The 15,602-nt window shown below is 40.1% G+C and carries 11 protein-coding genes; 2 read left to right on the top strand and 9 right to left on the bottom strand.

Annotated elements, in window-relative coordinates:
• Nucleotides 1–202: 202 nt before the first annotated feature.
• The 5 genes from CR194_RS15165 to betB form a co-directional block, all read right to left on the bottom strand.
• Nucleotides 203–982: an AIR synthase related protein gene (locus CR194_RS15165; protein ID WP_110610565.1), complete on the bottom strand. Its 780-nt coding sequence runs from the start codon at nucleotides 980–982 to the stop codon at nucleotides 203–205.
• Between the two features lie 78 nt (nucleotides 983–1,060).
• Nucleotides 1,061–2,560 (bottom strand): putative basic amino acid antiporter YfcC, encoded by a 1,500-nt coding sequence (gene yfcC, locus CR194_RS15160; RefSeq protein WP_110610563.1) that lies wholly within the window; start codon nucleotides 2,558–2,560, stop codon nucleotides 1,061–1,063.
• Nucleotides 2,561–2,995: 435 nt separating this feature from the next.
• Nucleotides 2,996–4,381: a hypothetical protein gene (locus tag CR194_RS15155; RefSeq protein ID WP_110610561.1), complete on the bottom strand. Its 1,386-nt coding sequence runs from the start codon at nucleotides 4,379–4,381 to the stop codon at nucleotides 2,996–2,998.
• 322 nt (nucleotides 4,382–4,703) lie between these two features.
• Complete coding sequence (locus CR194_RS15150) at nucleotides 4,704–6,260, bottom strand: BCCT family transporter (protein WP_233254386.1); 1,557 nt, start codon at nucleotides 6,258–6,260, stop codon at nucleotides 4,704–4,706.
• 408 nt (nucleotides 6,261–6,668) lie between these two features.
• Nucleotides 6,669–8,141: a betaine-aldehyde dehydrogenase gene (gene betB, locus CR194_RS15145; protein WP_110610559.1), complete on the bottom strand. Its 1,473-nt coding sequence runs from the start codon at nucleotides 8,139–8,141 to the stop codon at nucleotides 6,669–6,671.
• 286 nt (nucleotides 8,142–8,427) lie between these two features.
• On the opposite strand from betB, the gene cudC reads away from it, so the two are divergent.
• Entirely contained in the window at nucleotides 8,428–8,988 is a 561-nt protein-coding gene (cudC, locus tag CR194_RS15140; protein WP_110610558.1) for a choline uptake/conversion transcriptional regulator CudC, read from the top strand.
• Between the two features lie 164 nt (nucleotides 8,989–9,152).
• Nucleotides 9,153–10,040 carry a glycine betaine ABC transporter substrate-binding protein gene (locus CR194_RS15135; RefSeq protein ID WP_110610556.1) on the top strand — a complete coding sequence of 296 codons (888 nt, stop codon included), beginning with the start codon at nucleotides 9,153–9,155 and terminating at the stop codon, nucleotides 10,038–10,040.
• A 342-nt stretch (nucleotides 10,041–10,382) separates the two neighbouring features.
• On the opposite strand, the gene betA is transcribed toward CR194_RS15135, so the two are convergent.
• The 4 genes from betA to groL form a co-directional block, all read right to left on the bottom strand.
• A complete protein-coding gene (gene betA / locus CR194_RS15130; protein ID WP_110610554.1) occupies nucleotides 10,383–12,068 on the bottom strand; it encodes a choline dehydrogenase in 1,686 nt (561 codons plus the stop codon).
• Nucleotides 12,069–12,557: 489 nt separating this feature from the next.
• Nucleotides 12,558–12,917, bottom strand: a complete 360-nt coding sequence (gene gerQ / locus CR194_RS15125) for a spore coat protein GerQ (protein WP_110610552.1) — start codon at nucleotides 12,915–12,917, stop codon at nucleotides 12,558–12,560.
• Between the two features lie 111 nt (nucleotides 12,918–13,028).
• Nucleotides 13,029–13,505, bottom strand: coding sequence for a cell wall hydrolase (locus tag CR194_RS15120; RefSeq protein ID WP_110610550.1), 477 nt, complete (start codon nucleotides 13,503–13,505; stop codon nucleotides 13,029–13,031).
• A gap of 371 nt (nucleotides 13,506–13,876) precedes the next feature.
• Nucleotides 13,877–15,523 (bottom strand): chaperonin GroEL, encoded by a 1,647-nt coding sequence (groL, locus tag CR194_RS15115; protein ID WP_110610548.1) that lies wholly within the window; start codon nucleotides 15,521–15,523, stop codon nucleotides 13,877–13,879.
• Between the last annotated feature and the right edge of the window lie 79 nt (nucleotides 15,524–15,602).

The raw sequence follows: 15,602 nt of genomic DNA, 5'->3' as shown, positions 1-15,602 counted from the left end.
TGTTCATAAGTTCAAGCGTGTTTGGACTTTTTTGAAAGTCATGCGAAAAATTATAAAATTTTATCTTTTTTACTTTTTTTGTAGCTGGCTCTATGATCTTTCTCGGCTAGCTACTTATCCAAAACTCGATAATCTGTCGCTTCATAAAAGATAAAAAAACGAACTTCAATTGAAGTCCGTTTCTTTACTATCTATAAAAATTTTATGACCTTTTTAAAAGCTCACCGATTCTATGGACTGGCGCTTGAACTTGCTCTGTAATCTCTTTAATACTCTTTTTACTCGTAGTAACAAGTACACAAGTGGAAGGTCCAGCAGATTGCATGAAATCTATACTGGTCTCTCTATTCTGTACAAAATCCAATTCTGTGCTTTGAGATATTTGTTCAGCTTCGTATCGAACTCCCTTTGATCCTGCTGGTAAAATATCTCGAACGCGATGGTTCTTTCTTAACTTTAGCAAGTCTTTCAAAGAAACGATTTCGGGATCACCCGTATAAATGTCATGTTCGGGTCCACTCTTTGGGTTTCCAATACAGAGTACTTCATCACCCAATTGAGAAGAACCAATAGATAGATGCTGCTTATCAACCATGCCAAGTACAGTTATCCCAATTCCTGTTTGCACAGTCGGCACGTTCTCTTCTGTACTCCCGTTAAATTGCACGTCCTCAGTGATTCCTGCCTCACGGACATATCGTTTTATTTCACTGAGGATCTTTTTACCAGTAGGATCCATTTCAACCGATAGGCAGTCAATGACCATAAAAGGCTTTGCACCGCATGCAATTATTTCAAATAAAGGAACGCGGACAGCAAATTGAGCGATGGTCTCCTCAGAAACATTAACAGTGTCTTGAAGTTTATTACCAATCCCACCGTCAGAATCACATGCGATGACTAAGTACTGCTTAGGGTTCATTTCGATTAATGTAAGGTCCCGTTCTTTTCTCATGAATTTCACAGGTTCATCAATATACATGACGTAACGTTTATCCCCCCTTCACGGCGTAACCTAGACCTGATATTGGTAGGTATTTGAGTCAATATTACCTTGAAGTTATGAAAAGTTTATAAGTACTGCTAGAATGACGAAAGCAAGAGCTAGTCCAAACATAAGTAATTGAAATTTAAATATAAACCGGAACCAAGTCCCCCACTCTACTCGGGCTGCACCCAATGTGCCCATTAACGCAGCTGATGTAGGCACGATAATATTCGTTAAGCCATCACCAAGTTGGAAGCCCAACACGGCTATTTGTCTAGAAACTCCAGCAATGTCAGACAAAGGTGCGATGAGAGGCATCGTTAATGCTGCTTGTCCTGATCCTGATACAACAAAAAAGTTGATGACTGACTGAAATACTAAGATAAAGCTCGCTGAGATCACTTCAGGTAAATGATCAATTAATCCGCCTGCATGAAATAAGATTGTATTCAAGACAGATGCTTCATCTGCTGCATCTCCACCTAAAATGATCACGATTCCTTTAGCCATCCCGACTACAAGAGCCGCCGGCAAAAGTTGCTGAGCTCCTTCAGAGAAACTCTCTGCGATATCGTTTACTCTCATATCATTCAATTTAAAGATAACACCAATAATCCCGGCAACTAGTCCGATCGTAAAAAATTGAGTAGCAATTTCCGGAATAAAGTAGGCGTCTTGAACCACACCCCAAATGATCCAAACAATCCCTAATGCAAGGGTGAGAACCACAAGAGTGTCTCCTAAAGTAAACTTTTTGTTAAAATCTTGTGTTTGATTATGTTTTTTGAAAAATTCATTTGCCTTCATTGAATAAGAAGCACTTGGGTCTTTCCGTACTTTGTTTGCGTACCACATCGTATACACGATCCCTACTGCAGTAAAGACCGCCCACATTGCAATCCGAAAGGGGGCTCCTGAAAGAACCGGAACGTCAGATACCCCTTGGGCAATGGCTACACCGAACGGGTTCATCCACGACGTAGCGAAGCCTATTTGCGTAGCCACATATGTAATCATTACTCCAGTAATCGCGTCATAACCTAATGCAATCACTAATGGGATGAGGATAATCGCAAAGGCAATCGCTTCTTCACCCATACCGAATACCGCTCCACCCAGCGAGAAAAAGAAGAACATGACCGGAATAAGCAGCGCTTCTCTCCCTTTTGTTTTATCAATGATTGAGAGAATGCCTTGATCAATGGCTTTCGTGCGCATGATAATCCCGAACGCACCACCAATAATTAAGATGAACGCTACCACTCCAACCGCCGATCCCCATTTGTCTCCTGAAACCATTCCTTCAAAGGCATAGTTTAAGAAACCAACTCCTCCAAAAGGTTCAAAGAGACTAACACCGTCTCGCACAGGTTCTCCTTGATCATTCGTCACGTATTCAAATGTTTCAGGGATTAATACGGTGCGAGTTTGTTCTTGTCCTCCACTTTCATATGTAACTTCTTCTGTTTCAAAGATCCCCATTGGCACCATATACGTCAACATCCCCGCAAGCACAACGACGAAAAAGATGATAATAAACGTATGGGGCATGTTCCACTTCTTTTGTTCCATGACCGCTCCTCCTCAGTAAAATGATTGAAAATTTAATCATTTTTAGTTGAATTTCTATTCTTTTACTTTTGCGCAGAACATGAGTATAACCTAACTTAGCTTTATTTTCATTTGAAAACCCTTTTACAAGTGCTGATCTCCAAATGATCTAGCATGACTACTTATCGGCTCTTCATGCCTTGCTTTATTCAAATCATTACCGATACTCGCGGTTATCGACCTCTTTCTAGCTTCCTCATTTGATTTTCTACCGATAAATTCACTTATCGACCTCTTTTCGGCTTCCTCTATTAATTTATTACCGATAAATTCACTTATCGACCTCTTTCCAGCTTCCTCAATAAATTTATTACTGATATCTTCGTTTCTATCGATTCCTAAAATATGAAAAAACGAACCTCCTAATGTTGGAAGGTCCGCTTTTCTATTTAACTACTAATTAGAAGGCATATATAGGTCAGATGTCCCTTGCTCTACTAACCCTTGCATTTCAAGATCAATGACCCAGTAATACATTTCTTCAGGAGTCAAGGCGAAGTCGTCGTGGGTCACTTCTTCTGCTTCAATGGCTTCGATTAACTCTTGTTCTTCTTCTGTTAATTCAACCTCGTATTCGTCTTCGTACATGTATTCATCTTCGTACTGATAATTTTCCATCATGTAGTTGTCTACAGTCATTTCAATCTCATAGCCCATTTGATCAAGCTCTTCTTCCGTTATTTCTTCACGATCTTGGCCATAAAATAAGAAATCAGCTTCCTCTCCGTAGGAATATTCACTTGTAACAGTTCCTGCGACGTTCACGTTTTGCCCATCTTCTTCAAACGTGAGAGTGAAATCCATCTGGCTTTCGTGAATCGTGTTTTGCTTCACTAAAAAGCTTGCAGTAAGGGAAAGGGAAACATCCTCTAAATCATCTCTCGCTTCCTCTAAATCTGAAATCGTCGTTTCGATGTCTTCTTCGTAAGTTTCTTCAAAAGTTTTTTTCGCTTCTTCATCTTTTTCTACTTCTCTTAATGCATAAAGCAAAGAATCAAAAAACATCTCTTCTTCCAAACTTACTGTGATCCAATTATCGTCTTCCGTTACAATATCTTCTTCATTATGTTCTTTCATGTATTCAAGCATATTCTCAAGAATGAACGTTAATAAGTAACGCTCATCTTCATCCTCTCGAAAAATGTTTTCGTCTATGTCTAATGGCTCTGAATACTTCTTACCCCGGAGAGTGTCTTCAATAATTGGGACCACTAATTGATTCAACTCAGTTGAAAGAAAGTCTCCTACGTCTTCTCCTTCTGCCAAAAGCTCCAAATCTTCTTGAAGTTCAGGTATATTAGGCAAGACGTTATAAGAAATGACATCGATCGCCTCAGAAGTGAAGTCTACATATGGTTCAAGATCGAACGCCACCTCATCCCCATTTTCATCTAAATACAAGGAAAAAGGCACCTGTAAATGAATATCTTCCCCCTGGATATCTCCTGAAATACCGTAAGTAGCGTTCATTTCCACTACTTTGTTTTCATTATCCCAAACGACGGTACTTGTTCCTGAGATGTTATCTAACATACTTTGCATCATATCAAAGAAAATTTCTTCTTCCCCATACATGCCCAATTCACTGGCACTCATATCTAAATCGATACTCATATCCATTGTACTTGTTACTTGAGCTTGATCTTCTTGAGATAAACTTTCAAATGCCCTGGCCAATTTCACTTCAGGCGATGAAATAAATGAATAAAATAAAATTCCTCCAATTAACACAACTAAAAGAGCACTAATCCCAATGCCTAATTTAACTTTTTTTTCTTTCAATTCCTTATACCTCCTGTAAATAGAAAATTTAGTAATTACATACCCCATTATCACACATATTTGCTAGGTACCGAGATCTATTTTTACATTATATTGAAAGTTACACTTCACTTATACTCATGTAAATCTTGTTACTTTATACCCTTTTTATTATAATAAAAACCATATTTACAGTGACTATTGTCACAACTTATCAATAAACAGAAATAAATGTCAATTTTTAGGATGGGATGAAGTAAGGTTCGCCTGAAAGGAAAATGATTACGCTACAAAAAAAAAGAAGCCCTTCACTAGACTTTTTATCTACTGAAGGGCTTTTCATTTACTTTCTAACATTGGTTACCCACGCTTGGTCTTGATCGATCATTTTCTTCGCAGCATAGATCGTTAAGAATTGAATAACTATGATCGGCAGACCCATTAGTCCTGAAACAACTTCTAGAGGTGCTAAGCCACCAACTCTCATTAATGCCAAAGCAACTACGGCAATAATTGCAGCAATAACAATTCGTAAAACTCTCGATGGTTCCGTTTTACTCATATCTTTCGTACTTGTATAAGCAGCAATCGTATAAGTTGTGGAATCAAGCGTAGTCGTTAAGAAAACCATCGCCACAATGGAAAAGACAATAATAGCCAACGTCGATAAAGGCAATGAGGCTAAAATTTCTGGAACCAATGCCATTTGATCATTGTTCTGTACTATATCAAATACCGGAACGGCTTCAGTAAGCTGCCTGTGCACACTCAATCCACCAAGGACACCAGTGGCGATCCACGCTAAAAGAGTAGGAGCAAATAAATAAGTTAAGATCATTTCTTTAATTGTTCTTCCTTGAGAGATTTTCGCTGCAAATATACTATGAAGCATCGCCCACGTCGCATTATAAGCAAACCAGAAAATGGTGTGGCTCTGAATATGCGTGGTACCTCCAGGATCTACAGAGCCCGTATAAAGTGAAATATTAACATAGTTGGTTATGAGGTAACTGACACTTTCAGTAAAATAATCAAGAATAAAGACGCCAGGTCCTGCCACCATGACAAATAAAGCAAATCCTCCTGCGAGATACATGTTAAAGGTACTTAATCGTTTAATCCCTTTATCAATACCTAAGTAAGCACTCATAGAGAAGAGCATGACCCAAATAACGGTGACAAGTAACGTTAATCCAAAAGTCACTTCTATAGAGAATAATTTAGATAAGTTATACGTAACAATTGGCGTACCTAATCCCAATGTGACGGCGGCACCGGAAAGAATGCTCACTAGAAATATAAGATCTAGGAATTTCCCGCCTAATCCATCTGTAAATCGATCACCGAAAATACATCGGCAAGCTTCAGATATTCTCATCAATGGTCGCTTGCGCACATGCAGTATATACGCCATCGCTGGAGCTGCCATGACAAAGATAGCAAACGTTTGAAAGCTCCAAAGAAACATACTATAGGCATTCCCCATTAACAGCGCTTCTCCGGACTGGGCTTCTAATCCAAAGGGAGGATCAAGGGCAACGGAAGACCATTCTACTAATCCCGTTCGCATAATCGTCGACCCAAGCCCCATGGCTATTAATATGGAAGAGTATTCAAACAAAGTAAATCGGGGCTTCTCTGTCGGATCACCTAAAACAACCTTTCCATATTTAGAAAACGAGAAATACAGCCCTGCCCCGAGCAAAATGAGGGCATACCAAATATATCCCCAGCTGAAAACCTCAACGATCGTATCAAAAGTTCTGTTTAACACTTCTAAAGATTGTGCCTCATACATTGAGAATGGCACACTAATGCCAAGAATAACAAATAAAGAGGGCAAAAAGATCTTATAGTCTATCAATTTTCCTTTCGTTACATCTTCTCTTTCCTTGTTCACAACAATACCTCCTGTCTGTCATTTATATCACTGAAAAATTAATTAAAATGATTCGTGACGCTACCAGTTCTATTCCAAATATCCCTTTATTTAAAACATACTCTTTCTCCATTCCTTTAAAATGCTTTATAAAATCTGCGTTCCTAAGAATCCTTTTATTAGGTCACCTTCAACGGAAAGAAAAAATCCCCCAATTAAGTACTGCAACTTAATTGGGGGCTCTCCTTTTAATTATCCTTATAGACTATCAAAAGGCCCTCCACTAAGTTTCTATAACTTAATGAAAGGCCTCTATCTTTTTATTATTCGTTCATCCAAGTCACTTTTACAGATATATTAGACCTCTTTATAATCTCGAATAACATTTTACAAAAAATGATATACAGAGCTTTTAACTAGGATTGATACTTAGAACCAGTTGATCGGTTCAGGTTTAAGGTTTTGGAAGATATGCTTTGTTTCTGTATATTCTTCAATGCCTAGTTTACCTAGTTCTCGTCCAATACCAGACTGTTTAAATCCGCCCCATGGTGCATGTGGGAAGTATAGGTTGAATTCATTAATCCAAACTGTACCCATGCGCATCTTTGCTACACAACGTTCAGCTTTGGCAATATCATTTGTCCAAACGCCACCAGCTAGTCCGTAGATAGAGTCATTTGCAAGTTTTACTGCTTCCTCTTCTGCACGGAATTTCTCAACCGTGATCACAGGACCAAAAGCTTCATCTTGAACAATGCTCATGTCTGTTGTGCAGTCTGTGAAAATAGTAGGCAGGTAGAAAAATCCATCTTGTAGTTCTGGATCTTCTGGACGGCTACCACCAATTGCTAATGTGGCTCCTTCTTTCACACCTGTTTCAACATACTCTTCTACTTTCGCACGGTGTTCAGCTGAAATCAGTGGACCCATTTGTGTATCTTCGTCAAATCCGTTTCCTAGCTTGAATTTTTTCACCCGCTCAACAAGTGCGTCCACGAATTCATCGTGAATACTTTCTTCTACAATCAATCTTGTACCGGCGGAGCAGATTTGCCCTGCGTGGAAGAATACACCGTTTAATGCTTGGTCTACAGCTATCTCAAAATCAGCATCTGCAAAAATGATGTTAGGGTTTTTTCCGCCAAGTTCAAGTGCTAGCTTCTTTACATTCACGCTTGCCGCTTGCATAATTTTCTTCCCAGTCACAATGCCACCTGTAAAGGAAATAAGATCCACATCAATATTGCTAGATAACTCTGCACCAACTGTGTGACCTGGACCAAGAACTAGGTTAGCAACACCAGCTGGCACTCCCGCCTCTTCCATTAGTTCAAATACTTTCATAGTAGTAAGTGGCGTAATTTCACTCGGCTTCATGATTAAAGTATTCCCAGTCACAAGCGCTGGAGCTAGTTTCCACGACGCTTGGAGTAATGGATAATTCCACGGTGTAATTTGCCCACAAACCCCAACTGGTTCGTGAACCACTTTACTAATAGAGTTTGGCACGGGAGAATCAATCAATTCCCCGCCGTTTTTATCTGCAATTTCTGCATAATACCGGAACACTCCAGCGATATCATCCATGTCTCCACGGCTTTCTTCTACTGTTTTACCGGTGTCTAATGATTCTAATCTAGCAAGTTCCTCTTTATCTCTTTCAATTAATTCAGCAATGGTTCTTACAATAGCCCCTCGCTCTGTTGCCGGAGTAGACGACCATTCTCCACTATCAAATGCTGCTCTTGCTGCAGCGATGGCTTCTTTTGTATCTGATTCGTCACCTTCTGGAACAGTAGCAATGACTTCTTGATTAAATGGATTAATAATATCACGCGTATTTCCCGAGTTCGCTCCTACCCATTTACCATTAATGTATTGCTGTTGTTTTAGACTCAAATCTATTCACTCCAATTTTATAAATTAAGTTTATTAAAAATTTATTTAACGTTCAGCAAATCGTAACATGTCTTTTCAAAGCTGTCAAAGATATATAGATAACAAAAAAGTTTTGAAAGAATGATAATGAACTAGAAAGAGGATGATAGCTAAGTTAATAGACATTTCAACTGGTTAAAGTTACTTTTTAGATTTGACATTTAATCTAAATTCGGTAACATAAAGTTTGTAAAGAATATTTTTAAAAAATTTAACATGCATTATTTTATAAAGAAGGAGCGACTTTATGAGTGAATCTGCTGATCAATCCCGAATGAAAATTGAAGAGGCAAAAGATAAAGTCATTGGCGCTATTGCAGAGACGATGGATTTATACGGCGTAACACCGGCCGCTGGAAATTTATATGCAACGATGTACTTTAAAGATCAGATGACTCTTGATGAAATGCGTACGGAGCTTGAAATGAGTAAACCTAGTATGAGTACTAGTGTCCGTAAGCTCCAAGACATAGAGATGGTTAAAAAAACATATACACGCGGTTCTAGGAAACATACTTATGTTGCTGAGAAAAATTTCTTCCGTTCCTTTATGGTGTTCTATTGTCAGATGTGGGAAAGAGAAGTAAAAATGAACATGGAAGCCATTGAGGAAGCACAAGAAAGTTTTATCGATGTCATAGAAGATCCAAAAAGCGCACCAGAAATTGTTGCTGAGGCCAAAGGCTACTATGATCAATTAGAAGAATCTAAAACATACTATCACTGGTTAGAAGCCCTAGTTGCAAATATAAGAAATGGAAAGATATTTGAGTTTTTACCGAAAGATCAGCAAGAGTCATTTGAATAGAAGCTAATAGGTAGTTTCTTGATAGCTACGACGACCTAGCATAAGCATTTGCCACTTATCCACTCTTGGGTAAGAGAGGCATTTGCTTCAAATTATTGTTAAATATTTTTTTAACATATTTAATGTTTTAAAAATTTAAATACAAACAAAGAGGAGTTTTTCACATGAAGAAATGGAAAAAAGAACTTAGTTTGATCTTTGCAGTGCTAATGGTTGCTGTACTGACAGCGTGCGGAGGCAATAACGAGGAAACAAACGGTGAGCAAGCAGAGACAAGTGATAAGGAAATAGAGATTGCTCAAATTACTTGGGCCGAAAATATTGCAGTAACGAATATGTGGAAAGCCATTTTAGAAGATAAGGGTTATGATGTGGAGTTAAATTTATTGGACATGGGTGCTACGATGATGGCTCTAAATACTGGCGAGATCGATGTTAGTTTAGAAATTTGGTTACCTGTCCAAGATGCAAATTATCTAGAAGAATATGAAGATACTGTTCATTTCTCAGAATCTACTTGGTTTGATAATGCAAAAGTTGGACTTGTTGTGCCATCGTATTTAGAAGAAGTGAATAGTATAGAAGACTTAAATGAACACCAAGAACTATTTGAAGGAGAAATTATCGGCCTCGACCCTGGCGCAGGTACAATGGAAGTTACTGAGCAATTAATAGAAGATTATAATCTTGAGTTTGAACTATTGCCAAGCTCTGAACCAGCGATGTTAGCTGAGATCGGAAATAAAATAGAAAATGAAGAACCAATCGTTGCACCACTTTGGAGCCCACACGGAGTCTTCGCTCAACATGACTTGAAGTTCCTAGATGATCCGCAAAACACATTCGGAGATGTAGAAAAAATTCACCATGCTACAAGACTTGGATTTGAAGAAGATTTTCCAGAAGTGAGTGAGTGGTTCGATAATTGGAAGATGGACGATCAACAAATTGGCGAGCTCATCGACTATGTTGAAAGTGAAGAAGAACCTCTTGATGGGGCTAAAAAATGGATTGAAGAGAATCAAGATTTAATTGATGAATGGATAGAATAAAGACATAGGTAAAGAAGCTAGTCTCTCATTTCGGAGAGTCTAGCTTCTTTTGAGTTTAAAGCTTGATTATAATTAAATGAAATGGTCCTCTTCTGCTAATCACTTTCCTATTTAGAGCCATTTAGAGGCTCCTTAGAAGTGGTTTCATATTCAAAATGTCCTTTCGTATGTCACTTTCCTTTTTCTCTTCATAACAGCGTGAAAGCCGGTATAGGTTAAAGGATCTGGATAAACTACTTTTCAATAATATTTTTCCAACAAAAAAAGAGAAGGCACTCTTTCATATCATGTACGCTTTAATTAGCAAATACATGTTGAAAGAGGCCTTCTTATGAAAGGAACCTAACCTTTAACTGTGCCTGCGTCAGCTGGATGTACTCCATGACGGTAGAAGTCGGCATGAATAGGCTCTAGTGGTTTACGTCCTAGGATGATGTCCGCTGCCTTTTCTGCCAACATTAACACCGGCGCATGAATATTACCGTTAGTAACATAAGGCATGGCAGAGGCATCAACTACTCGTAAGTTGTCGAGGCCATGGACCTTCATCGTTTGAGGATCTACGACAGCCATCGGGTCTGAAGCTGGTCCCATTTTAGCTGTGCACGAAGGATGAAGGGCAGTCTCAGCATCTTTTGCAACCCAGTCCAAGATCTCTTCATCTGTTTGAACCTCCGGACCAGGTGAAATTTCTCCTGAATTGTAAGGAGCAATGGCTTTCTGAGACATAATTTCACGTGAAATTCGTACCGCTTCAACCCACTCACGACGGTCTTGTTCGGTCGAAAGATAATTGTAGACCATACTTGGATGCTCTTTAGGATTTTTCGAACGAATTTTTAATGACCCTCTAGCATCAGAATACATAGGTCCCACGTGTACTTGGAATCCGTGAGCTGCGTCTGCTTTTTGGCCATCGTACCGCACCGCTAACGGAAGGAAGTGGAACATTAAATTTGGATAGTCGACGTCCTCGTTGGAACGAACAAAACCTCCCCCTTCGAAATGGTTCGTTGCTGCTGGACCTTTTCGTCCCAGTAACCACTGTAAACCAATCCAAGGCATACGTGCTTTATTTAAGTTAGGCTGCTCTGACACTGGCTTTGGACAGGCGTATTGGATATAGGTTTCAAGATGATCTTGAAGGTTTTCACCAACACCAGGAAGATCAACGACCGGGTCAATACCAAGTGAACGCAAGTGCTTCGCATCACCTACACCTGACAATTGGAGTAGCTGCGGGGTATTGATTGCACCGCCAGAGAGGATGACTTCACCTGCCTCAACTTGATGAGTCTTCCCATTTCGTTGATATGTTACACCCTTAGCTCGGGTTCCCTCAAAATCGATACTTGCAACAAAAGCACGAGTTTTCACAGTAAGGTTCTTACGTTTCATAGCCGGATGGAGATAGGCACGTGAAGCTGACAAACGTCTGCCTTTGTAGACGTGCTTATCAAACGGACCAAATCCCTCCTGCCGAAAACCGTTTACATCGGGAGTTCGCGAGTAACCAGCCTCCACACCTGCGTCAAAGAAAGCTTGGAATAGAGGATTCGTAGCTGGTCCCCGTTCCAATTTAAGAGGTCCATCGTGTCCGCGAAACTCATCATCTTTTTCTGAAGCTAAAGCTGTTTCTAGGCGTTTGAAATACGGAAGACAGTGCGCATAGTTCCACGATTCCATGCCTTGATCGGCTCCCCAACGTTCATAGTCCATCGGATTACCTCGTTGGAAAATCATTCCATTGATTGAACTGGAACCTCCGAGCACCTTTCCTCTTGCATGCTTGATACGTCTTCCATTCATATAAGGCTCAGGTTCAGATGCATACTTCCAATCGTATAAGGATTTTCCTGCAGGGAACGGCAAAGCTGCCGGCATTTGGATCAATAGGTCCCATGAAAAATCTTTTCGCCCAGCCTCTAACACAAGAACATTGCGTGTCCCATCAGCACTTAAACGATTGCCCAGAACAGAACCTGCACTACCGCCACCTATAATCACTATATCGTATGTTTCTTTCATCTTTTTTACCTCCTTGGATATTGAATGCTACGATCTAGACAACTTGAATAGCATTCTTCGAAAACTCACCTTCAGTTATTCAAATCATTTAAAAGATTAGTAGTTTTTTAATAACATTTACTTAAACTGAGTAGTGAAATTCACTTTGTTAAATTTTTATTTAATATATTTAATAATTTAAATCTAACATAGTGTCTATTTTTTGTAAACCGACGTCGATGCGGAAGGAACTAAAATTTATTACTAGCTTGAAAGAAGGTTAATGCTCTGGAACGCTTAGGAGGCACAGCACCGATGACGTCTTCAAATGAGTCCTCTATCGTTATGTAATTAAAAAATTTAAAAAAGAAGCTTCTCAAAAATTTGGTGAACTAATGAGAAACTTCTTTTATATACGTACTTTTTTGGCTGTCGTAAACAACTTGGAAATGCTTATAGAAAATAAGGGGGTGAGTATCTATTACCTCATGTTTTTAGCATTCTTATCATTCAATCCGATATCTCCATCGAGTCTTGAACAGCCTGGCTAATTTCAGTGTGAGGATAGTTGATTCGTTCCGCGAATTCTACCCAATCGAGATTTGCCATCATAAGCAGATAACGTTTCCCGCTGTCCGGGTCGCTGATGATGATATGGTCACGGCCTGCCGTTTCCACGCGCCCCTGGTAAACCATTGCATTCCATCTGCTGTTCCCTTGGTAAGTAAAATAGAAAGTACCAACCTTACCTTTGTTGAAGCGAAGGATATTTTCGATAAATGATTCTTCCATTACGCCTCCCGTGAATTGCTGCCCCGCCCCTATTGGAACAACCGGGGTAGAATATGCCGGTCCAGAATGCATATTCATTGGAAAGCCACCTTGTTGTGCGGTCCCACCCTGTATATTGGGAGCGGGATAGTAACCTGGATAATAATTAGAGTTTACAAATGTCACGTGAAGATCAGCTCCTATCTTTATTTAGCGATAAAACTCTGGGCAATAGCCCGGTACACCGACATAGTAGCAATGATTTCTATGTGCAAATTCGAACTGCGTCATGGGGGATCTTGGCATCGTAGGAGTACAAGGATCTCGGAATTGTTGCCCCGGACTGGGGTTAAAAAACCACAAGCTCATTCTGGACCGAGGCTCCCTATAACCTTGCAGCAAATCCCTGGCCCTCTGGAGGTCACCTTCGTCGGGACGCTGTGTATACAAAGCTCCGTTTAATACGGGCTCGAATTGAGGGATTCCAGTACCAGGGATAGTTTGATAAATCACATGCCTGATATTGCGTAAATTTTCGAAGTCAGGAGCACAGTCTGCCTCCACCCGATTGGCTGCAACCGTCCCTACCATGCTCATTCCTAGAGCTCCTTCACCAACCGCTTCCGCCAACATGAGCTTCGCTAACCACTCTACGTCACGGGAAGTATGCTTTATTCTCCTACCCATCTTCTCACCCCCTTCAACCTATACAAATAACTTATTGCCTGAAGATCGTTTTCGCAACTTGCCAATCAGCCCAAACTGGGGGAATTCATCAAAGAAAAAATTTTGTCTTTTTCCATGCCATTTGACACCTGAATCTATATAGAGAATTCCTTTATTTTTAAATTTTTCTATAATACAAGTAAAACGTTTGTGACAGGATACGGATGATCAAATTACCAAAAGTATGTACCTCCATGTAACACAAGAAATAAAAAAAGAAGCCTCTCAAAAGTTTTAGTAAACTAATGAGAAGCTTCTTTTATATACGTTCTGTTAGCATGCTGTAAGCCATTAACTTAGAAATGCTTATAGAACAAGGGGTTGAGCAGCTATTACATCATGCCGCCCATTCCACCCATTCCACCCATGCCGCCCATGTCTGGCATTCCGCCACCTGAGCCGCCTTCTGGTTCTGGGTGATCTGCGATGACTGCTTCTGTTGTTAAGAACATAGCAGATACAGATGCTGCATTTTGAAGGGCTGAACGAGTTACTTTCGTTGGGTCAACGATTCCCGCTTCAACCATGTTGACATACTCGCCAGTGGCTGCATTGAAACCAATGCCGACTTCTTCACCTTTGAGACGCTCAACGATGATAGATCCTTCAAGACCAGCGTTTTGAGCGATTTGACGAACTGGCTCTTCGAGGGCACGAAGAACGATGTTTACGCCTGTCGCTTCATCACCTACAACATCAATGTTGCGAACGGCATTTAATACGTTGATTAATGCTGTACCACCACCTGCTACAATACCTTCTTCTACTGCTGCACGAGTGGAGTTTAGCGCATCTTCAATTCGTAATTTACGCTCTTTCATTTCTGTTTCAGTAGCCGCTCCAACTTTCACTACAGCGACACCGCCAGCTAATTTAGCAAGACGCTCTTGAAGCTTTTCTTTATCGAAATCGGAAGTTGTTTCTTCCACTTGTGCTTTGATTTGGTTTACACGGTTAGAGATTTCAGCTGCATCTCCGTTTCCATCAACGATCGTCGTGTTGTCTTTAGTCACGACTACTTTAGACGCGCGGCCTAATTGAGTGATGTTGGCTGATTTAAGATCTAGACCAAGGTCTTCCGTAATGACTTCACCGCCAGTTAATGTAGCTACGTCTTCAAGCATTGCTTTACGACGGTCACCAAATCCAGGTGCTTTTACTGCAACTGCATTAAATGTACCACGAAGTTTGTTCACAACTAGTGTTGCAAGAGCTTCACCTTCAACATCTTCTGCGATGATCAAGATTGGTCGGCTTTGCTGAACAACTTGCTCTAGAACAGGAAGAACTTCTTGAATGTTTCCAATCTTTTTATCTGTAATTAAGATATATGGATCTTCAAGAACTGCTTCCATCTTGTCAGAATCCGTTACCATGTATGGAGACGCATATCCGCGATCGAATTGCATACCTTCTACTACTTCAAGTTCCGTAGCGAAACCTTTAGATTCTTCAACAGTGATAACGCCGTCGTTTCCAACGCGCTCCATCGCTTCAGCAATCAATTGTCCTACTTCATCGTCTGCTGCAGAAATAGCTGCAACTTGTGAGATCGACTCTTTGCTTTCAATCGGATTAGAAATTTTCTTCAACTCATCGACAGCTGCGCGAGTCGCTTTTTCAATCCCTTTACGGATAACCATTGGGTTAGCCCCTGATGTCACGTTCTTTAAACCTTCAGCGATCATCGCTTGAGCTAGAACAGTTGCCGTTGTTGTTCCGTCACCAGCGATGTCATTTGTTTTGCTCGCAACTTCAGATACGAGCTGAGCACCCATGTTTTCGAAGTTATCTTCTAATTCAATTTCTTTAGCGATCGTTACACCGTCATTTGTAATTAACGGAGAACCAAATTTCTTTTCAAGAACCACGTTTCGTCCTTTAGGTCCTAGTGTTACTTTTACTGTATCAGCTAAACGATCCACACCACGCATCATTGAACGACGAGCATCTTCACTAAATTTAATATCTTTTGCCATGTTAACTTCAACCTCCTATATTTATATGTAGTTCGTTGTATTGTTGAAAAAGAATGACCGGACGTCCGGTCAGTTTTTT

The sequence above is a fragment of the Salipaludibacillus keqinensis genome (assembly GCF_003226325.1).
GTDB lineage: Bacteria > Bacillota > Bacilli > Bacillales > Salisediminibacteriaceae > Salipaludibacillus > Salipaludibacillus keqinensis.
The sequence above is the reverse complement of the archived record's forward strand: the minus strand, read 5'-3'. Positions and strand labels throughout refer to the sequence as shown.

What these genes read in the sequence shown, in the direction of transcription:
- CR194_RS15120 (WP_110610550.1), bottom strand. Translation starts at nt 13,505, where the DNA reads ATGGGTAGGAGAATAAAGCATACTTCCCGTGACGTAGAGTGGTTAGCG.
- gerQ (WP_110610552.1), bottom strand. Translation starts at nt 12,917, where the DNA reads ATGAATATGCATTCTGGACCGGCATATTCTACCCCGGTTGTTCCAATA.
- CR194_RS15165 (WP_110610565.1), bottom strand. Translation starts at nt 982, where the DNA reads ATGTATATTGATGAACCTGTGAAATTCATGAGAAAAGAACGGGACCTT.
- betA (WP_110610554.1), bottom strand. Translation starts at nt 12,068, where the DNA reads ATGAAAGAAACATACGATATAGTGATTATAGGTGGCGGTAGTGCAGGT.
- groL (WP_110610548.1), bottom strand. Translation starts at nt 15,523, where the DNA reads ATGGCAAAAGATATTAAATTTAGTGAAGATGCTCGTCGTTCAATGATG.
- cudC (WP_110610558.1), top strand. Translation starts at nt 8,428, where the DNA reads ATGAGTGAATCTGCTGATCAATCCCGAATGAAAATTGAAGAGGCAAAA.
- yfcC (WP_110610563.1), bottom strand. Translation starts at nt 2,560, where the DNA reads ATGGAACAAAAGAAGTGGAACATGCCCCATACGTTTATTATCATCTTT.
- CR194_RS15135 (WP_110610556.1), top strand. Translation starts at nt 9,153, where the DNA reads ATGAAGAAATGGAAAAAAGAACTTAGTTTGATCTTTGCAGTGCTAATG.